Below are 18,848 nucleotides of genomic sequence, written 5' to 3' on the forward strand. Positions count from 1 at the left end.
CTTGCCGGAACGTTCCGGCATCACTGAGACTTGCGCCACGAGCTCCCGTTGTCAAGAGGCCGACCCAGAATCGCCCGCTGGCTACGATGGCCCAATGGCTGCGCGACGGGTGACGATCGTGGAGATCGCCCAGCACGTCGGTCTGTCCAAGACGACGGTGTCCGACGCACTGCACGGCGGTGGGCGGGTCTCCCCTTCGACCGCCGCCCGGGTGACCGCCGCCGCTCGCGAACTCGGCTACGTGACCAACCGCGCCGCCCGCCAACTCCGTGGGCGCAGCGTCGGCGCGTTCGGCATCTACATCCCGCCCGTCGCGCGAAACTTCAACTTCTACATGGAGTTTGCGTTCGGCGCCGCGCACGGTTCAGCCGAGCACGACGCCGACCTGACCCTATTCGCGCGTGACGCCGACGTCGGCCCGCGGCACTTTCAGGTCGACGGCGTCATCGCCGTCGACCCCCTGCCCGGTGACCCCATGCTCGAGCGCTTGGTCGAGGCAGGCGTCCCCATGGTGACCGCAGGGCGCCCGCCCGCAGCCCTCGCCGACGCGGTAGCCGCCGTGATCGAGGCGCCGCACGCCGACCTCGCCCGCACCGTCCTGAATCAACTGCGCGACAGCGGCTTTCGCAGACCCGCCTTCGTGGGGTCCGATCAACAGTTCTATTCGTCGTGGGCCGACGACGTGCGGCAGACCTACCTGGACTGGTGCACCGAACACGACGTCGAGCCGTCCGCGTTCGACTGCCCGCTGGGCGCCACCACCGAGGAGCTGAGCGCCGCCGTGCGGTCGGCGGTGGCACCGCCGGACGTCGACGCCCTGGTGTGCGCGCCACAGGGGTTCGCCGGACGATCGCTGGCGATCCTGGAATCCGTCGGGCGCCCCGTCGGCCCCGCGTTCGGGCTGGCAGCGTTGAGCAGCGACCCGACGACGGAACTGGGCAACCCACTGATCACGGCCGTCGACCTGGCACCGTGGACGTTCGGCCGCGAGGCCGTCAACCTACTCGCGTCGGTGCTGGCCGGTGAGCAGCACGACTATCTGAACCGGTTCGAGAAGGTCGGCGTCCGCACGGCCGACGGGCGGATCACCAAGAGCTAGGTGACCCGCCCGCCGAAACCCTTGCGGTGCAACCGGTTACGACTCGCCGTCGCCACCATCCGATGCGGGCTTGGCAGCCGCACCGGCTCCGTCGGCGTCCGACGTCGGCTTGGCGTGCTTGGCGTTGCCACCCGAGTGCGCACCGGCCGTGACCTTCTTCGGCGGTTTGACCGTGTCCTTCACGTCCGTCGCGTCCTTCACGTCGGTGTCGTCCTTGACCGTGTCCTTCACCGGGGTGGCGGGCGGGGTGACGGGATCCGACGGCGGGTCGACGTCCTTCACCGGTGTCGGATCCGGGGCAGGCGCCGCCGGCGTCTTCTCGGGCACGACGTCGGCCGGGGCGTCGACCACGGGCGCCTCGTCCACGATCACCGGCGCGACGTCCGGAACGACGGGGGTGACGACCGGAGCCACCACCGGGTCGACCACGACGGGGTCGACTACCTCGGTGTCGGTGCCACCCGCGTTACCCGCGGACCGCGACAGCGTGAGGGTGTTGTCGGCGGAGAACGTGCTCATCGTCGACACGTCCGACACGGCGAACGTCGGCGGGGGCGGCGGCGTGGTAGCCAGCGCCGCCACGATGCCGCGCTGCGCGTCTTCGATCCCGTCGACGATGGCTCCGGCACCCGCACCGAGGGCCGCGACGAAGTTCCTCGTCCCGTCCAGGGCGGCGTTGACGATGTTGGAGAGGTTCAAGGTCAGCAGAGCGGCGACGAAGTCCTGGGTGCCGACGATCAGCGACGTCGTCACACCATTCGCGGCGGCAAGGAACCCGTTGATCACGCTGATGTACGCCACTGGCAGGGCCGAGCTCAACGCCGCCTGCACCAGCGCCGCCTTCTGGCTGCGCCAGATGATCGAGTCGAGCAGCGGCTGCCCGACGGCGATCACCGAGTCACGGATCGCGGTCGCCACGGTGTCGAAGGCGCCGACGAAGTTGAGCGCCAACACTTCTTGAATTACCTCGACGGTCACCCCGGGGATGGCCAGCAGCGACTGCGTCAGCCCGACGCCCGCCTTGGCGAAGCCCGCCAGGTAGACCGCCCAGTCGTCGATGGTGTTGAGGATGTTCTGCCGGATGATCGGCAACGACAGGATGTAGGGCCAGTCGAGCGCCGCCAGCTGAACATCGCGCGACACCGCGGCGGTCACCTGCGCCACGTCCGCCACCGGGCGCACCGGCGCCATCGGACTGATGGGGGTCAGTGCGATCGCACCGGCCCCGACGAGTGCAACTCCCGTGGTGAACCACGGTCGAACGGAAACGTCCATGCTTACTCCAACCCCCAAGGATATTGACGAATGTGACAGTAACCCCAAGCAGGCTCTCAGGTTGACCTATCGAACCGATCTGCCGGTGACGGCCGGCACAGCGCCGCAAAGGACGCGTAAAGACGGCGTCAGCGGGGTGTCAAGAAACCGTAAGGGATCACGCCGTGCCTGGTAGGCGGTCATAGCGTCGGCCACATGTCCATTGTCGTGTTCGTGCTGCTGACCATCGCGATCTTCGCGGTGCTCGGTGGAGTCCAGAGAATGTTCGAGCGATGAGCTTCGCCAACCTCGTCGGACTCGTCCTCGCCATCCTTCTCGCGGTCTTCATGGCCGCGGCGCTCCTGTTCCCAGAGAGGTTCTAGTGACGTCCACCTTCGCGGGGGTCCTGTTCCTCGCGTCCCTGATCTTGGCGCTCATCGCGGTGCACGCACCGCTTGGCGACTACATGTTCCGGGTGTACGACTCCGACAAGCACTCGCGCGTCGAACGCTTCCTGTACCGCGCCATTGGCGCCGACCCCGAGTCCGAGCAGGGCTGGGGCGCCTACGCCCGCAGCGTGCTGGCGTTCTCGGCGGTGAGCGTGCTGGCGCTGTTCGCCTTCCAGCTGGTGCAGGGCAAGCTGCCACTGCACCTCCACGACCCCGCCACCGAGATGACCCCGGCACTGGCGTGGAACACCGCCGTCAGCTTCGTCACCAACACCAACTGGCAGGCCTACTCCGGCGAGAGCACCCAGGGCCACCTGGTCCAGATGGCCGGCCTGACGGTGCAGAACTTCGTCTCAGCCGCCGTCGGCATGTCCGTCGCGGTGGCCCTGGTGCGCGGCTTCGCCCGCACCCGTACCGGCGACCTCGGCAACTTCTGGGTCGACCTGGTGCGCGGCACACTGCGCATCCTGCTGCCCCTGTCGGTGATCGCCGCGCTCGTCCTGATCGCCGGCGGCGCCATCCAGAACTTCCACCTGCACGACCAGGTGGTCACCACCATTGCCGGTGCTCAGCAGACCATCCCGGGCGGACCAGTCGCCAGCCAGGAAGCCATCAAGGAGCTCGGCACCAACGGCGGCGGCTTCTTCAACGCCAACTCGTCGCACCCGTTCGAGAACCCGACGGCGTGGACCAACTGGGTGGAGATCTTCCTGCTGCTGGTCATCTCGTTCTCGATGCCGCGGATGTTCGGCCGGATGGTCGACAACCGCAAGCAGGGGTACGCGATCGTCGCGGTGATGGGACTCATTGCCACATGCAGTGTTTCGCTGACGATGTTCTTCCAGATCCAGGCACACGGCACCGTGCCGACGGCGATCGGCTCGGCGATGGAGGGTGTCGAACAACGCTTCGGCGTCCCGGACTCGGCGGTCTTCGCCGGCGCGACGACGCTGACCTCGACCGGCGCGGTGGACTCGTTCCACGACTCCTACACCAGCCTCGGCGGACTGATGACGATGTTCAACATGCAGCTCGGCGAGATCGCCCCCGGCGGTACGGGTTCGGGCCTCTACGGCATGTTGATCCTGGCCGTCATCACGGTGTTCGTCGCGGGCCTGATGGTGGGCCGGACACCGGAGTACCTCGGCAAGAAGATCACGCCGCGGGAGATCAAGCTCGCCGCCGCCTACTTCCTGGTGACCCCGCTGATCGTGCTGACAGGCACGGCAGTCGCGATCGCCATGCCCGGCCAACGGGCGAGCATGCTCAACACCGGACCGCACGGCCTGTCCGAGGTGCTCTACGCCTTCACCTCCGCGGCCAACAACAACGGCTCGGCGTTCGCCGGCATCTCCGTCAACACCGAGTGGTACAACGTCGCCCTCGGACTGGCGATGGCGTTCGGCCGCTTCCTGCCGATCATCCTGGTGCTCGCACTGGCCGGTTCCCTTGCCGCGCAACGCAGCACACCGGAGTCGGTCGGCACCCTCCCCACCCACCGGCCCCAGTTCGTCGGCTTGGTCGCCGGCGTGACGCTCATCCTCGTCGCGCTGACCTTCCTGCCGATGCTGGCGCTCGGACCCCTCGCTGAAGGAATTCACTGACCATGACCACAAAGACCACCCCGCGCGTCGAACGTGACGCCACGGCGGGAAATCACGACGAAGACCACGGTGACGTCACGCTCGGCGACGCCACCACCACCAAGCGCGTCGGCGGCGGGCTGCTGGACCCCAAGATGCTGCTGCACTCCATCCCCGACGCCGTGAAGAAGCTCGATCCGCGGACGCTGTGGCACAACCCGGTGATGTTCGTCGTCGAGGTCGGCGCCGTCTGGAGCACCGTGCTGGCCGTCGCCGAACCGTCGTGGTTCGGCTGGCTGACCGTCGGATGGCTTTGGCTCACGGTGATATTCGCCAACCTCGCCGAGGCGGTCGCCGAGGGACGCGGCAAGGCCCAGGCCGACTCCCTGCGACGGGCCAAGGCCGACACCGTCGCCCGCCGGCTCGTCGGCTGGGCCCCGTCGGTGCCCGGCACCGAAGAGGAAGTAGCGGCCCCGCTGCTGCGCCAGGGCGACGTCGTCGTGGTCGAAGCGGGCCAGGTGATTCCCGGCGACGGTGACGTCGTCGAGGGCATCGCCTCGGTCGACGAATCCGCCATCACCGGCGAGTCCGCCCCCGTGATCCGCGAGTCCGGTGGCGACCGGTCCGCCGTCACCGGCGGCACGACCGTACTGTCCGACCGGATCGTCGTGAAGATCACCCAGAAGCCCGGCGAGAGCTTCATCGACCGGATGATCGCGCTCGTCGAGGGCGCCAACCGGCAGAAGACCCCCAACGAGATCGCGCTGAACATCCTGCTCGCGGCGCTGACGCTGATCTTCGTCTTCGCCGTCGCCACCCTGCAGCCGCTGGCGATCTTCTCCAAGGCCAACAACCCCGGCGTCCCGGACTCCTTGGCGCTCAACGGCGACGGCATCAGCGGCATCGTCATGGTCGCCCTGCTGGTCTGCCTCATCCCGACCACCATCGGCGCCCTGCTCTCCGCGATCGGCATCGCGGGCATGGACCGCCTGGTGCAGCGCAACGTGCTGGCCATGTCGGGTCGCGCCGTCGAAGCCGCCGGTGACGTCAACGTGCTGCTGCTCGACAAGACCGGCACCATCACCCTCGGCAACCGGCAGGCGGGTGCGTTCCTGCAACTCGAGGGCATCACGCCCGAACGGTTCGCCGACGCCGCCCAGCTGTCCAGCCTGGCCGACGAGACGCCCGAGGGTCGCTCGATCGTGGTGTTCGCCAAGGAGCGTTTCGGTCTGCGCGCCCGCGCCGCAAGCGAATTGGTCGACGCGCAATGGATCGAGTTCACCGCCGCAACGCGCATGTCCGGCGTCGACCTCGGTGACGGCCACCAGCTGCGCAAGGGTGCGGCCGCGTCGGTCGCCGACTGGGTCCGCGCGAACGGCGGCACCGTCCCCCAGGAACTCGGCGCCATCGTCGACGAGGTCTCCTCAGAGGGCGGCACGCCATTGGTCGTCGGTGAACTACGCGACGGCACGGCCCGCGCGCTCGGCGTCATCCACCTCAAGGACGTCGTCAAGCCCGGCATGCGGGAGCGGTTCGAGGAGATGCGTCGGATGGGCATCCGCACGGTGATGATCACCGGCGACAACCCCTTGACCGCCAAGGCGATTGCCGACGAGGCTGGGGTCGACGACTTCCTCGCCGAGGCCACCCCCGAGGACAAGCTGGCGCTGATCAAGCGCGAACAGGAGGGCGGCAAGCTCGTCGCGATGACCGGTGACGGCACCAACGACGCGCCCGCCCTGGCGCAGGCCGACGTCGGCGTCGCGATGAACACCGGCACGTCGGCGGCCAAGGAGGCCGGCAACATGGTCGACCTCGACTCCGACCCGACCAAGCTCATCGAGATCGTCGAGATCGGCAAGCAACTGCTGATCACCCGCGGCGCCCTGACCACGTTCTCGATCGCCAACGACATCGCCAAGTACTTCGCGATCATCCCGGCGCTGTTCGTCACGCTGTTCCCCGGGCTCGACCTGCTCAACGTGATGCGGCTGCACAGCCCGCAGTCGGCGATCCTGTCCGCAGTCATCTTCAACGCCGTCGTCATCATCGCGCTGATCCCGTTGTCACTCAAGGGCGTTCGATACACCCCCAGCAGCGCCTCGAAGCTCCTGAGCCGCAACCTGTACGTCTACGGCCTCGGCGGCATCATCGCCCCCTTCATCGGCATCAAGCTGATCGACCTGGTAGTCCAACTCATTCCCGGGATGTCCTAAACATGAAGCTCTCCAGTCTCGTTCGTCAACACGTCGCGGCCCTGCGGGCCCTCCTGGTGCTCACCGTGATCGTCGGCGGCGCCTACCCGTTGGTCGTCTGGCTCGCCGCCCAGTTGCCAGGCCTCGACGCCAAGGCCAACGGCTCGATCGTCCAGGCCGACGGAAAGCCGGTGGGCAGCAGCCTCATCGGCCAGCTCTTCACCGCCGCCGACGGCACCCCGCTGCCGCAGTACCTGCAGAGCCGGCCGTCGATGGCGGGCGACGGGTACGACCCCATGGCCACCAGCGCCAGCAACCTTGGCCCGGAGAACATCGTGGACAACGCCGACAAGCCAAGCCTGCTGACCATGGTGTGCACGCGCAGCCAGGACGTCGCCAAGCTCGACGGCGTCAACGGCTCCCGGCCGTTCTGCACCGGTGACGGCGTCGGTGCCGTGCTGTCGGTCATCGGCCCGCGGGACACGTCCGGCCCCATGGCCGGTCAGGTCACCCACCCCGTCCGGGTGGTCAGCGTCAACGAACCGTGCGCCACCACGCAGGCACCCTTCCTGGCCACCTACGAAGGCGTCCGCGTCGAGTGCGCCAAGCCCGACGAGGACTACTCGATCGGCCAGCTGGTGCCGATCCACGGCGCCTCGACCGCCAGCCCCGACGTGCCCGCCGACGCGGTGACCGCCAGCGGCAGCGGGTTGGACCCCGACATCTCCCCCGCGTACGCCGCGCTTCAGGTCGACCGCATCGCCAAAGTCCGTGGCATCAGCGCCGATCAGGTCAGGACCGTCATCGCGGCCAACACCGACGGCCGGGCTCTCGGGTTCATGGGCGAGCCCTCGGTGAACGTGCTGGCCGTCAACCTTGCACTGGACGGGCAGCGGGTAGGTGGATGATGGGCTGGTGAGTCCCCGACCGCCTGCGTCCACGCACCGCGCCAAGCGGGGTGAGCTGCGGATCTACCTGGGCGCGGCGCCGGGCGTCGGCAAGACCTTCGCCATGCTCGGCGAGGCGCACCGCCGGATCGAACGGGGCACCGACGTCGTCGCCGCCGTCGTCGAAACCCACGGTCGCAAGCGGACCGCCCAACTGCTCGACGGCATCGAACTGGTCGCACCGCGCCTCATCACCTACCGCGGCACCGAGTTCGCCGAGTTGGACGTCGAGGCGGTGCTGGCCCGCCACCCCGAGGTCGTGCTGGTCGACGAGTTGGCCCACACCAACACCCCCGGATCGAAGAACGCCAAGCGGTGGCAGGACGTCGGCGAGCTGCTCGACGCAGGCGTCGCCGTCATCTCCACCGTCAACGTGCAGCATCTGGAGAGTCTCAACGACGTCGTCGCGCAGATCACGGGCATCGAACAGCAGGAGACCGTGCCCGACGAGGTGGTCAGGCGTGCCAACCAGATCGAGCTCGTCGACATCACCCCGGAGGCGTTGCGGCGCAGGCTATCCCACGGAAACGTCTACGCCCCCGAACGCATCGACGCGGCGCTGAGCAACTACTTCCGCCAGGGCAACCTCACCGCCCTGCGCGAGCTGGCGCTGCTGTGGCTCGCCGATCAGGTCGACGCGGCCCTGGCCAAGTACCGCGCCGACCACGAGATCAGCGACACCTGGGAGGCCCGCGAACGGGTAGCCGTCGCCGTCACCGGCGGCGAGGAGTCGGAAACGTTGGTACGCAGGGCTTCTCGCATAGCGTCGCGGTCCAGCGCCGAGCTGATGATCGTGCACGTCGTGCGCGGCGACGGACTGTCCGGCGTCTCGGCGCCACAGATGGGCAAGATCCGCGAGCTCGCCGCCAGCCTCGGTGCGACGCTGCACACCGTCGCCGGCGACGACGTGTCTGGCGCGTTGCTGGACTTCGCCCGCGAGATGAACGCCACCCAGCTGGTTCTCGGCACGTCGCGACGGTCGCGGTGGGCCCGCATCTTCGACGAGGGCATCGGCGCGGAGACGGTGCAGCGGTCCGGGAAGATCGACGTCCACATGGTCACCCACGAACAGGCCAAGAGCGGGCCGTCGTGGGAACTGGCGCCGCGCAACCGACGGCTGGCGTCCTGGGTCGCCGCGGCCGTCGTCCCGTCGGCGCTGTGCGCCGTGATCGCCCTTCTGCTCGACCGGTTTCTCGGGATCGCCGGTGAGAGCGTGCTGTTCTTCGTCGGCGTCGTCGTCGTCGCCCTGCTCGGCGGCGTCGGCCCCGCCACGGTGTCGGCGCTCTTGTCGGGCATGCTGCTGAACTACTTCCTGGTCGCGCCGCGGTACACCTTCACCATCGCCCAGCCCGACAGCGCCGTGACGGTGGTAGTGCTGATCCTCGTCGCGGTGGCCGTCGCCGCCCTGGTGGACAACGCGGCCAAGCGCGCGAGGGAGGCCCGCCGCGCGTCTCAGGAGGCCGAACTGCTGGCCCTGTTCGCCGGGTCGGTGCTGCGCGGCGCCAACCTCGACACGCTCCTCGAGCGTGTCCGCGAAACGTATTCCCAACGCGCGGTGAGCATTCTGCGCGAGCGCGACGGTGAACAGCGGATCATCGCGTGCGTCGGCACCGACCCGTGCGTCGACGTGGAATCCGCCGACACCGCCATCGAAGTCGGTGACGACGAGTTCTGGATGCTGATGAGTGGACGGCAACTCGCGGCCCGCGACCGGCGCGTGCTGACCGCCGTCGCCACCCAGGCCGCGGGACTGGTGCGCCAACGCGAACTGATCGACGAGGCAGGGCAGGCCGAGGCGATCGCGCGGGCCGACGAACTGCGCCGGTCGCTGCTCTCGGCGGTCAGTCACGACCTCCGGACGCCGTTGGCGGGGGCCAAGGCGGCAGTGTCGAGCCTGCGTGCCGACGACGTCGGCTTCTCCCCCGAGGACACCGCGGAACTGCTCGCCACCGTCGAGGAGTCGGTCGACCAGTTGACCTCGCTGGTCGGCAACCTGCTCGACTCGTCGCGCCTGGCCGCCGGCGTGGTGAAGCCAGAGTTGCAGCGGGTCTACCTCGACGAGATCGTCCATCGCGCCATCCTCGGAATACCCCGTGGCACTGCCGGATTGGACCGCATCAAGGTCGACGTCGGCGACACCGCCGTGATGGCCGACGCCGGACTGCTCGAACGCGTGCTGGTCAACGTCGTCGACAACGCGATGCGCTACGCCCCCGGCGGCATCGTCCGCGTCAACGCGGGGCGGGTCGGCGACCGGGTGCTCGTCAACGTCGTCGACGAGGGTCCGGGCATCCGGCGCGCGCAAGTCGACGAACTGTTCGCCCCCTTCCAACGGCTCGGCGACCACGACAACACCACCGGCGTCGGGTTGGGCCTATCGGTGGCAAAGGGTTTCGTCGAAGCGATGGGCGGCAGCATCGCCGCCAGTGACACACCCGGCGGCGGCCTGACCGTCGAGATCGAGCTGGCCGCGCCATGATTCGAGTGTTGGTGGTCGACGACGAGCCGCAGATTCTGCGGGCCCTTCGCATCAACCTGTCGGTGCGCGGTTACGAGGTGCACACGGCGGAGACCGGTGCGCAGGCGCTCAAGGTCGCCGCCGAGCACAAGCCGGACGTCGTCGTCCTCGACCTCGGTCTGCCCGACATCTCCGGCATCGAAGTACTCGACGGCCTGCGGGGCTGGCTGACCGCACCCGTCATCGTCCTCTCGGCCCGCACCGACTCGTCGGACAAGGTGGAGGCCCTCGACGCGGGCGCCGACGACTACGTGACCAAACCCTTCGGCATGGACGAGTTCCTGGCCCGCCTGCGCGCGGCGGTCCGGCGCGCCGCCGCCTCGGTGGAGACCGATCAACCCGTCGTCGAAACCGATTCCTTCACAGTCGATCTCGCGGCGAAGTTGGTCACCAGGCACGGCGCCGAAGTCCACCTCACCCCCACCGAGTGGGGCATGTTGGAGATGCTGGTGCGCAACCGCGGCAAGCTCGTCGGCCGCGAGGAGTTGCTCAAGGAGGTATGGGGCCCGGCGTACGCCAAGGAAACCCACTACCTGCGGGTGTATCTCGCTCAGCTGCGCCGCAAGCTGGAGGACGACCCGTCCCACCCGCGCCACCTGATCACCGAAACCGGGATGGGTTACCGCTTCGCGCAGTGACCGCCGGTCATTCGACCTCCATCAACCGTGCGGCAACCCTGACCAGTGGCGCGTGCAGGATCTGCAGGGCTTGGGGGTCGTCGTCCACCAGGGCGTTGATCACCAGCGCCGAGATCGCCGCCACCAACGTCCGGCAGGCGAACAGCTGCTGCTCGGTGCGGGCGTCGAACACCATCGCGATGCCGTCGACGAACTCCCCCTGTTTCTTGAGGCGAATGGCGGCAGCCTCAGGGCCCGCGGCGTTGATGCCACTGAGATAGAGCAGCGAGATCTCGGGCTTGCGGGCCATGACGTCGAGGTACGTCCCCAGCAGGGAGGCGAACCGTACCAACGGGGTATCCGTCAGCGGGGTCTCGAAGATCGCGCCGACCACGGCCCCCTGCCGGCGCTCGTAACTCGCGAGGAAGCAGGCTTGCTTGGAATCGAACTGTTCGTAGAAGGTCTGCCGCGAAACTCCGGCCGTCTTGACGATGTCGGCGACGCTGGTGTCGCCGTAACCCTTGACGGACATCTCGGCTTCCAGCGCCGCGAAGATTCGCTCGCGCTGGTGCTCTCTGACTTCATCGCGGCTCAGCTGATGCCGACCGGGTCTGAGTCGTTTGCTGATACTCATGCCTTGGCTGCCGTCGGACGTGGATTCTGTGGGCCTCCTGAGTGTAGGCGCTCACAGGGCGGTTCCTGCGATTGCGATTTATGAACGGGAGCGTTTATATTTGCCGCAACGGGCGGGTCCAGCTGAGGGGACTGGATCCGCCCGGACCCTCGAAAAGGGTCAGTGACCAGGCCCCTTGACCGCCTGCAGCGTGTAGGTCAAGGGCAGGCGTTCGCCCCCGTCGACCAACACGAATTCACCATCGAAGTCGGGGCTCTCGACCATCGCGTCGTCGAAGAAATTCCATGCCAATTCCCGATGTTCCTCGAACCCGGTGATGGTGAATCCGGCATCGAGGAGCGCCGTGAAGATTTCGCCAAGGCCGTGGTTGAACGAGATCGACTCCGGCGACGAGACGACCCCGGTTCCCGCGTAGGTGTCCTCGTAGACGAAGCGCGTTCCGGGCGTCTCGAAGTACGGATACTCCACGACGAGCAGGCCGTCGGGCCGCGGATCGCTCATCGCCCACAGGATCGGGTGGCCCTCCCTGACGAACAGGCGACCGCCGGGACGCAACAGAGCGGCGACGACGCCTGCCCACTCGCGGATGTCGGGCAGCCAGCACAACGCACCAATGCCCGTGTAGACCACGTCGGCGCACTCCGCACCTAGGGCGTCCACCGCGTTGGCCACCTCGGCTTCGACGAACGTCACGTCGTTGCCTGCGCGGGTGGCCAGCGCCCGCCCCGCCACCACGGCCGACGGTGAGAAGTCAAGGCCGGTAACCGATTTCGCGCCGAGCCGGGCCAGCGAGACCGTGTCGGTGCCGATGTGGCATTGCAGGTGCACGACGTCGAGGCCGTCGAGTCGCCCGAGCCGAGGAAGGTCGTAGCTCACCACACCGGAGAGGTACTCGGGGTCGTCGAAGCTCGCGAGGTCGTAGCCGCCAGGGCCGGTGTGCATCGGCACCCGTGACTCCCAGTTGGCGAGATTGACGGTGCGCCAGTCGTCGGTCATGCCCCCACTATTCCTCGCGAGCAGACACAAAGTGCCCTCATTGCGGCCGCTTCAGGGCCCTTTGCGTCTGCTCGCGGGAGATCGCGGGAGATTAGGAGGTCTCCTCGGCGAGCGCGATCAGGCGCGCCCGCACCAGGTCCGGGCGCTCGTCGACGACGAAGTGTCCGGCGTCGACCGGTTCGAACGTGTAGTCGTCGGCGTTGGCGGTCTCGGGCGCGGCCAGCGAGTGGTGCACTGCGAAGTCGGCCATGCCGAACAGCGCGCGGATCGGCACTGTCGACCGTCGCACCTCGGGATTCCGCGCCGCGGATGGCATTTCGCGCAGCAAGAAGGTGCGGTAGGTGTCGGTGGCGGTGCGCGCCACCACCGGGTCACGGAAACGCTCGGTGTACACGCGGACGTCGGCGGGTTTGACGCGGTGCGCCTTGGGCCCGGTACCGAAGATGACGCGCTGCAGGTACGGCGTGCGCCGTTGCAACGCCATGCCGATGCTTGCCACGAACGGCTGGTAGGCCAGGAACCGCCAGAAGTGCGGCAGGATCGTCCTCGGCGTCTGCCACGGGTGCGCCATGTTCATCACCAGGTAGCCGTCGAACCGCTCCGGCGCGGCGAGCAGCATCCGGTACCCGACGAAGCCACCCCAGTCGTGGCCGACGAGCAACACGCGGTCCAGCCCGAGAGCATCCATCAGCGCCAGCACGTCGGCGGCGACGTCGTCCTTGGCCCAGCGGTGCGGCGCAGGCCCCGACCAGCCGTACCCGGGCAGATCGGGGGCAATGATCCGCAACCCGGGCGGCGGATCGGCCAGCAGCCCCTTGTAGACCCAGTGGTGCTGCGGCCACCCGTGCAGCGCCAGCACCGGCCTGCCGTCCTCCGGCCCCGACTCCGTGACGTGGAAGCGCACCCCGCGCGCCTGGACGAAGGATCGGCGGACACCGTCGATCGGCGGCACAAGACTAGTCATAAGTCCAGGTTATGGGACCGCCGCAACCAGTACGCTCCCGACTATGCCGGGCTACCGCGAACTGTTCGACGCCAGTATCGAAGACGCATGCGCGTTCTGGGCGCAGGCGGCTGGGGCCGTCACGTGGACCCGCGCACCGCAACGCATCCTCGACGACTCCAATCCCCCGTTCTACCGGTGGTTCCCGGACGGGGAGCTCAACACCTGCGCCAACGCACTCGACCGCCACGTCGACGACGGCCGCGGGGATCAGGCCGCGTTGATCTACGACTCGCCGCTCACGGGCACCAAGCGCACCTACACCTACCGCGAACTGCTCGACGAGACCGCGCGCTTCGCGGGCGTGCTGCGCGGCCTCGGCGTCGAGAAGGGCGACCGCGTCGTCATCTACATGCCGATGGTGCCCGAGGCCGTCATCGCGATGTTGGCCTCGGCCCGCCTCGGAGCGGTGCACTCGGTGGTGTTCGGCGGCTTCGCGGCCCACGAACTCGCCGCCCGCATCGACGACGCCCGGCCAGCGGTCCTGGTGACGGCGTCCTGCGGCATCGAGCCCACCCGCATCGTCGACTACAAGATGATCGTCGACTCCGCGCTGCACCTCGCCGAGCACGACACCCCGGCCTGCGTCGTCCTGCAGCGCGAGCAGCACCCCTGCCATCTGACACCGGGCAGGGACGTGTCGTGGACCGAGGCCATGGCCGACGCGGAACCCGTCGACCCCGTGCCCGTCGCCGCGACCGACCCGCTCTACGTGCTCTACACCTCCGGCACCACCGGCAAGCCCAAGGGAATCGTCCGCGACAACGGCGGCCACGCCGTCGCCCTGCTGTGGACCATGAAGCACATCTACGACACCGAGCCCGGCGACGTGTACTGGGCCGCCTCCGACGTCGGCTGGGTCGTCGGCCACTCCTACATCGTCTACGGCCCGCTGCTGCTCGGCGCGACCACCGTGCTGTACGAAGGCAAGCCGGTCGGCACCCCCGACGCCGGCGCCTTCTGGCGGGTGGCCGCCGAACACGGTGTGAAGGCGTTGTTCTCGGCACCGACGGCCATCAGGGCGATCAAGAAGGTCGACCCCGACGCCGCCCAACTCGCGGGCCACGACCTCTCCAAACTGCGGTACCTGTTCCAAGCCGGCGAACGGCTGGATCCCAGCACGTACCACTGGGCCGCCGAGAAGCTCGGCATCCCCGTCGTCGACCACTGGTGGCAGACCGAGACCGGGTGGTCGATCGCCGCCGCCCCGATGGGCGTCGAGGCGTTGCCGGTCAAACCCGGCTCGGCGACGGTGCCGATGCCCGGCTACGACGTGCGCGTCCTGCGCCCCGACGGCACGGAATGCGAAGCGGGCGAAGAGGGTTCGATCTGCATCAAGCTCCCGCTTCCACCCGGTACGTTGCCGACGCTGTGGGGTGACGACGACCGCTACGTCGCGTCCTACCTCTCCGCGTTCCCCGGCTACTACCTCTCGGGAGACGGCGGCTACCTCGACGAGGACGGCTACCTGTTCGTCATGGGTCGCACCGACGACGTCATCAACGTCGCGGGGCACCGACTGTCGACTGGCTCCATCGAAGCCGTCCTGGCGACCCATCCGGCCGTCGCGGAGTGCGCGGTGATCGGGGCGGCCGACGAGCTCAAGGGCCAGGTGCCGCGCGGTTTCGTCGTGCTCAAGTCGGGTGCGTCGGCCGACGGTCTGCTGGAAGAACTGGTCCTGGCGGTCCGTGAGAACATCGGCGCGGTCGCGGCACTGAAGAGGGTCGACGTCGTCGCGGCACTTCCGAAGACCCGCTCGGGAAAGATCCTGCGAAAGACCATGCGTGGCATCGCCGACGGCCGCGACGAACCGGTGCCGTCGACCATCGAGGACGCCAGCGTGCTGGACGCACTGACACCCATCCTCAGGTCTTGATCGCACGTAGGCGCGATTCGACCTATTCTCGAATGGTCATAGGTGAATGTTCGACCGAGTCGACAGAGGTGAACTGCCATGAGCGTTTCAGACCACAAAGCCGGCGGATGCAACTGCCATTGCAATGCGTGCGACGGCGGCCATCACTGCGGTAACCCGCCCAACTGCAACGTGCGGCGCTAGGAAACCTCTGCTGCCGTTTCCGGCTCGGCACGTAGCCAGCTCGGGAACGGCAGTGGGGCGCCTTCGGAGCGCTTGCTGTCGAAGGCGAAGAGCACCAGGCTCACGGCGAAGCTGATCAGCGCGACGCTGCCGAGCGCGCCAGCCAGCAGAAGGTTGCCGCCACCGAGGGTGACGACGGCGATCACCGCGGCCATCACCGCACCGAGCATCGTGACCAGCCCGGCAGTCGCCAGGAGCTCGGCGCTCGGATCGTCGCTGTATCTCGTCTTCTGATCGGTCACGGACGGTTGTTACCCCGGGCCTGCGAGTTCAAAACGTTGCCGTCACGCGATGGACAGCGCGATGCCGTCGAGGATGTCGTGCTCGCTGACCACCAGCTCGCTGATGCCGGCTCGGCCGCCGAGCGCGCGGGCCAGTTCTTCGACGACGATCGCGCCGCCGCCGATCACGTCTACCCGGCCCTCGTGCATGGGGCCCAGCGCGGCGCGCTGGCGACGGGTCATGCCCAACAGCGCCTCGCACACCTTGGACAGCTCGTCGAAGCCGACGCGCGACAGGTGGATGGCGTCGGAGTCGTAGGCCGCCAGGTTCATCGCCAGCGCCGACAGCGTCGTCATCGTGCCCGCCACCCCGACCCACGTTCGCGCTTGCTCGACGGGCACCACGTCGAAGGCCGCGTCGAGCGCGTCGCGGACGACGGTGCGGGCGGCTTCGATCTCTAGTGCGGTCGGCGGATCGGACTTAAGGCACCGCTCCGTCAGCCGCACGCAACCGATGTTCGCCGAATAGCTCGCGTCGACCCCGTCCGCAGTGCCAAGCACCACCTCCGTTGACCCGCCGCCAAGGTCGACGACGACGAACGGCGCTGCGGCGGAGCCGAGTTCACCGACGGCGCCGCGGAACGACAGCGCGGCTTCCTCCGTGCCGGTGATCACTTCGGCGACCGCCCCTGGCACCACGGAACCCAGCACCTCGGCGGTCATCGCGAAGAATTCGTCGCGGTTGGCCGCGTCACGGGTCGCCGACGTGGCGACCATCCGGACCGTCGGCACCGCATGTTCCCTAAGCAGTTCGGCGTAGTCGACGAGGGCCGCGCGGGTCCGCATCAGCGCGCGCTCGGCGAACGCACCCGTCGCGTCGACGCCCTCACCGAGCCGCACGATGCGCATCTCGCGGTGCACGTCGTGTACGCGTCCGTCGACGACGTCGGCGATCAACAGGCGAATCGAATTGGTACCGCAGTCGATCGCAGCGACCCTCACGTCCACACCTCTCGGTCAAGGATTCCGGCCATCGCGGGCTCTGCGGCCAGCACGGCCAGCGCCTCGTCGCCGAAGGGGTTGACGCCGGGCCCCTTGGCCAGCGAGTGCGCGATGACCACGTGCAGGCACTTGACCCGGTCCGGCATCCCACCGCCCGAGAACGTGGTGCCAAGCGATTCGACGGCGTCGCGTTCGGCCAGGAAGGACTCGTGCGCACGCAGATACGCGGCGGCCAGCTCGGGATCGTCGGCCAGCCGTTCGGTCATCTCGCGCATCATCCCGGAGGACTCCAGTCGACTGGCCGCCGCGGTGAGCGCCGGATGCGTCAGGTAGTACAGCGTCGGAAAGGGGGTTCCGTCAGGGAGTCTGGGCGCCGTCTTCACCACGGCGGGTTGACCGTTCGGGCAGCGATAGGCGATCTCCAGGACACCTCGCGGTTCACGGCCCAATTGCTGCGCGACGGCGTCCAGATCTTCGGCGTCAACCACCGGGACCTGGCGGAATCGGAGCGGGCGGTACCTCGGGAACACCGGGGGCCGGCAGGTCGGGGGCCGACGGAATCTGCGAAACCCCATGCGGCGCATCGGCAATCGTGTGCCACAGCGAGGTGTACCACGGCTGCCCGCTCGGCGCCTTCGCCGGATCCACGCCAGGCGCCTCCACCGGCGCGGCTCCCGGCGGCAGCTGAACCTGGTACGGGATGTCGCCGGGCATCACGAAGCCGAGCCGCTCGCGGGCCTGGGCCGCGATGAACACCGGATCCGCGAGCTTGAGCTTCTGCTGTTCGAGATCGGCTATCTGCGAACGCAATTGGGCTTCCGCATCGACGAGTTGCTTCATCTCGGTCCGCTGGGCGAAGTACGTGCGCACCGGCCCGGCGATCGTCAGCGTCAACACGCACACCACCACCGCGAGGATCGCGGCACGCCTGGCAGCCGAACCCAAGCGCTGCTCGGACTGCTGCTCGGCCGCGTCGGCAATCGCCTTCCTGATCGGCTCGATGACACCGGTCGGCTCGTCGCCTTCCTCGATCTCGGGGGCCGGCTCGGGAGCTGGCCGCGCCTCGATGGCGCGGGGCTCCCGCCGGATCGGGGTTGCCCCGCGCGGCCGTCCGCCACCCTTCCCCGGTCGCGACGCGGGGGCGCGTCGCTTGGGGTCGGGCCGCTTCGGGTCGGGCATGAACGACGAACTTCGACCGGAGCTACTTGGTCTCGACGGAGAAGCGCGGGAACGCAAGGTCGCCGGCGTAACGAGCGGCGTCGCCGAGCTCCTCCTCGATGCGCAGCAGCTGGTTGTACTTGGCAACCCGCTCGCTGCGAGCGGGCGCACCGGTCTTGATCTGCCCGCTGCCCACGGCGACCGCCAGGTCGGCGATCGTGGTGTCCTCGGTCTCGCCGGAGCGGTGGCTCATCATGGTGCGGTAGCCGCTGCTGTGCGCAAGGTTCACCGCGTCCAGCGTCTCGGTGAGCGTGCCGATCTGGTTGACCTTGACCAGGAGCGCGTTGGCGGCACCCTTCTCGATGCCCTCCTCGAGACGCTCGGGGTTGGTGACGAAGAGGTCGTCGCCGACGATCTGGATGCGGTCACCGATCGCGGTGGTCAACGACACCCAGCCGTCCCAGTCGTCCTCGGACAGCGGATCCTCGATCGACACCAGCGGGTACGCGTCGAGCAGTCCGGCGTAGAACTCCGTCATCTGCGCGGCGGTGCGATTCTGCTTCTCGAAGGCGTATCCGGTGCCGTCGGTGTAGAACTCGGTCGCGGCGACGTCGAGTGCCAGCGCCACGTCGGAGCCCAGCTTGAAGCCGGCACCCTCGATCGCCGAGCTGATCAGGTCGAGCGCGGCGACGGTGCCCGCGATGTCCGGTGCGAAACCACCCTCGTCGCCGAGGCCGGTGGCCAGCCCCTGCTTCTTGAGCACCGACTTCAGCGAGTGGTACACCTCGGCGCCCCAGCGCAGGGCTTCCTTGAACGACGCGGCTCCGATCGGCGCGACCATGAACTCTTGGACGTCGACCCCGGTGTCGGCGTGGGCGCCGCCGTTGACGATGTTCATCATCGGCACCGGCAGGATGTGCGCGTTCGGGCCACCGAGGTAGCGGAACAGCGGCAGGCCTGCGGCGTCGGCGGCGGCCTTCGCGACGGCCAAGGACACCCCGAGGATCGCGTTGGCGCCGAGGCGGGACTTGTCGGGCGTGCCGTCGCAGTCGAGGAGGGCCTGGTCGACCAGGC

17 protein-coding genes are annotated in these 18,848 nt (G+C 68.5%); 8 read left to right on the forward strand and 9 right to left on the reverse strand.

What is annotated here, in order from left to right; translation table 11 throughout:
• The first annotated feature begins 94 nt into the window (after positions 1 to 94).
• Positions 95 to 1,099 (forward strand): LacI family DNA-binding transcriptional regulator, encoded by a 1,005-nt coding sequence (locus B1790_RS12290; RefSeq protein WP_079923500.1) that lies wholly within the window; start codon positions 95 to 97, stop codon positions 1,097 to 1,099.
• A gap of 36 nt (positions 1,100 to 1,135) precedes the next feature.
• Here B1790_RS12290 and B1790_RS12295 read toward each other — a convergent pair whose 3' ends face one another.
• Positions 1,136 to 2,374 carry a hypothetical protein gene (locus B1790_RS12295; protein ID WP_079923501.1) on the reverse strand — a complete coding sequence of 413 codons (1,239 nt, stop codon included), beginning with the start codon at positions 2,372 to 2,374 and terminating at the stop codon, positions 1,136 to 1,138.
• Between the two features lie 272 nt (positions 2,375 to 2,646).
• Here B1790_RS12295 and B1790_RS35280 point away from each other — a divergent pair, with 272 nt between their 5' ends.
• Genes B1790_RS35280 through B1790_RS12325 form a run of 6 tightly spaced genes read left to right on the forward strand, consistent with a single transcriptional unit; the run spans position 2,647 to position 10,683 of the window.
• Positions 2,647 to 2,736, forward strand: coding sequence for a potassium-transporting ATPase subunit F (locus B1790_RS35280; RefSeq protein WP_142271265.1), 90 nt, complete (start codon positions 2,647 to 2,649; stop codon positions 2,734 to 2,736).
• Positions 2,736 to 4,406, forward strand: coding sequence for a potassium-transporting ATPase subunit KdpA (kdpA, locus tag B1790_RS12305; RefSeq protein WP_079923502.1), 1,671 nt, complete (start codon positions 2,736 to 2,738; stop codon positions 4,404 to 4,406). Before B1790_RS35280 ends, kdpA begins: the two co-directional genes overlap by 1 nt.
• Positions 4,403 to 6,601 carry a potassium-transporting ATPase subunit KdpB gene (kdpB, locus tag B1790_RS12310; protein WP_369832341.1) on the forward strand — a complete coding sequence of 733 codons (2,199 nt, stop codon included), beginning with the start codon at positions 4,403 to 4,405 and terminating at the stop codon, positions 6,599 to 6,601. The genes kdpA and kdpB overlap by 4 nt, the downstream gene beginning before the upstream one ends.
• Positions 6,602 to 6,603: 2 nt before the next feature.
• Positions 6,604 to 7,488, forward strand: coding sequence for a potassium-transporting ATPase subunit C (locus tag B1790_RS12315; protein WP_079923504.1), 885 nt, complete (start codon positions 6,604 to 6,606; stop codon positions 7,486 to 7,488).
• Positions 7,481 to 10,006, forward strand: a complete 2,526-nt coding sequence (locus tag B1790_RS12320) for a sensor histidine kinase KdpD (protein ID WP_079923505.1) — start codon at positions 7,481 to 7,483, stop codon at positions 10,004 to 10,006. The genes B1790_RS12315 and B1790_RS12320 overlap by 8 nt, the downstream gene beginning before the upstream one ends.
• The gene (locus B1790_RS12325) at positions 10,003 to 10,683 is read left to right on the forward strand and encodes a response regulator (RefSeq protein ID WP_079923506.1); all 681 of its coding nucleotides are present in this window, start codon (positions 10,003 to 10,005) and stop codon (positions 10,681 to 10,683) included. Before B1790_RS12320 ends, B1790_RS12325 begins: the two co-directional genes overlap by 4 nt.
• A 7-nt stretch (positions 10,684 to 10,690) precedes the next feature.
• Here B1790_RS12325 and B1790_RS12330 read toward each other — a convergent pair whose 3' ends face one another.
• The 3 genes from B1790_RS12330 to B1790_RS12340 form a co-directional block, all read right to left on the reverse strand.
• Positions 10,691 to 11,296: a TetR/AcrR family transcriptional regulator gene (locus B1790_RS12330; RefSeq protein WP_233165079.1), complete on the reverse strand. Its 606-nt coding sequence runs from the start codon at positions 11,294 to 11,296 to the stop codon at positions 10,691 to 10,693.
• 159 nt (positions 11,297 to 11,455) lie between these two features.
• Entirely contained in the window at positions 11,456 to 12,292 is an 837-nt protein-coding gene (locus tag B1790_RS12335) for a bifunctional 2-polyprenyl-6-hydroxyphenol methylase/3-demethylubiquinol 3-O-methyltransferase UbiG (protein WP_079923507.1), read from the reverse strand.
• Positions 12,293 to 12,383: 91 nt separating this feature from the next.
• Entirely contained in the window at positions 12,384 to 13,256 is an 873-nt protein-coding gene (locus tag B1790_RS12340) for an alpha/beta fold hydrolase (RefSeq protein ID WP_079923508.1), read from the reverse strand.
• Positions 13,257 to 13,299: 43 nt separating this feature from the next.
• Here B1790_RS12340 and B1790_RS12345 point away from each other — a divergent pair, with 43 nt between their 5' ends.
• The gene (locus B1790_RS12345; protein WP_079923509.1) at positions 13,300 to 15,171 is read left to right on the forward strand and encodes a propionyl-CoA synthetase; all 1,872 of its coding nucleotides are present in this window, start codon (positions 13,300 to 13,302) and stop codon (positions 15,169 to 15,171) included.
• 179 nt (positions 15,172 to 15,350) lie between these two features.
• Here B1790_RS12345 and B1790_RS12350 read toward each other — a convergent pair whose 3' ends face one another.
• The 5 genes from B1790_RS12350 to eno all read right to left on the reverse strand — a co-directional run.
• Complete coding sequence (locus B1790_RS12350; protein ID WP_079923510.1) at positions 15,351 to 15,635, reverse strand: hypothetical protein; 285 nt, start codon at positions 15,633 to 15,635, stop codon at positions 15,351 to 15,353.
• A 42-nt stretch (positions 15,636 to 15,677) separates the two neighbouring features.
• A complete protein-coding gene (locus B1790_RS12355; RefSeq protein ID WP_079923515.1) occupies positions 15,678 to 16,616 on the reverse strand; it encodes a Ppx/GppA phosphatase family protein in 939 nt (312 codons plus the stop codon).
• Positions 16,613 to 17,104: a DUF501 domain-containing protein gene (locus B1790_RS12360; RefSeq protein ID WP_079923511.1), complete on the reverse strand. Its 492-nt coding sequence runs from the start codon at positions 17,102 to 17,104 to the stop codon at positions 16,613 to 16,615. Before B1790_RS12360 ends, B1790_RS12355 begins: the two co-directional genes overlap by 4 nt.
• Positions 17,097 to 17,795 carry a septum formation initiator family protein gene (locus B1790_RS12365; RefSeq protein ID WP_079923512.1) on the reverse strand — a complete coding sequence of 233 codons (699 nt, stop codon included), beginning with the start codon at positions 17,793 to 17,795 and terminating at the stop codon, positions 17,097 to 17,099. Before B1790_RS12365 ends, B1790_RS12360 begins: the two co-directional genes overlap by 8 nt.
• Positions 17,796 to 17,817: 22 nt before the next feature.
• Positions 17,818 to 18,848: phosphopyruvate hydratase (eno, locus tag B1790_RS12370; RefSeq protein WP_079923513.1), on the reverse strand; the 1,031-nt coding region annotated here is incomplete at its 5' end.

The organism is Mycobacterium sp. AT1 (assembly GCF_002043095.1).
Taxonomy (GTDB): domain Bacteria; phylum Actinomycetota; class Actinomycetes; order Mycobacteriales; family Mycobacteriaceae; genus Mycobacterium.

Excerpts from the sequence above, each read along its gene's own strand:
- B1790_RS12340 (WP_079923508.1), bottom strand. The coding sequence starts at position 13,256 with ATGACTAGTCTTGTGCCGCCGATCGACGGTGTCCGCCGATCCTTCGTC.
- B1790_RS35280 (WP_142271265.1), top strand. The coding sequence starts at position 2,647 with ATGAGCTTCGCCAACCTCGTCGGACTCGTCCTCGCCATCCTTCTCGCG.
- B1790_RS12325 (WP_079923506.1), top strand. The coding sequence starts at position 10,003 with ATGATTCGAGTGTTGGTGGTCGACGACGAGCCGCAGATTCTGCGGGCC.
- B1790_RS12295 (WP_079923501.1), bottom strand. The coding sequence starts at position 2,374 with ATGGACGTTTCCGTTCGACCGTGGTTCACCACGGGAGTTGCACTCGTC.
- B1790_RS12335 (WP_079923507.1), bottom strand. The coding sequence starts at position 12,292 with ATGACCGACGACTGGCGCACCGTCAATCTCGCCAACTGGGAGTCACGG.
- B1790_RS12365 (WP_079923512.1), bottom strand. The coding sequence starts at position 17,795 with ATGCCCGACCCGAAGCGGCCCGACCCCAAGCGACGCGCCCCCGCGTCG.
- B1790_RS12330 (WP_233165079.1), bottom strand. The coding sequence starts at position 11,296 with ATGAGTATCAGCAAACGACTCAGACCCGGTCGGCATCAGCTGAGCCGC.
- B1790_RS12290 (WP_079923500.1), top strand. The coding sequence starts at position 95 with ATGGCTGCGCGACGGGTGACGATCGTGGAGATCGCCCAGCACGTCGGT.
- B1790_RS12315 (WP_079923504.1), top strand. The coding sequence starts at position 6,604 with ATGAAGCTCTCCAGTCTCGTTCGTCAACACGTCGCGGCCCTGCGGGCC.
- B1790_RS12345 (WP_079923509.1), top strand. The coding sequence starts at position 13,300 with ATGCCGGGCTACCGCGAACTGTTCGACGCCAGTATCGAAGACGCATGC.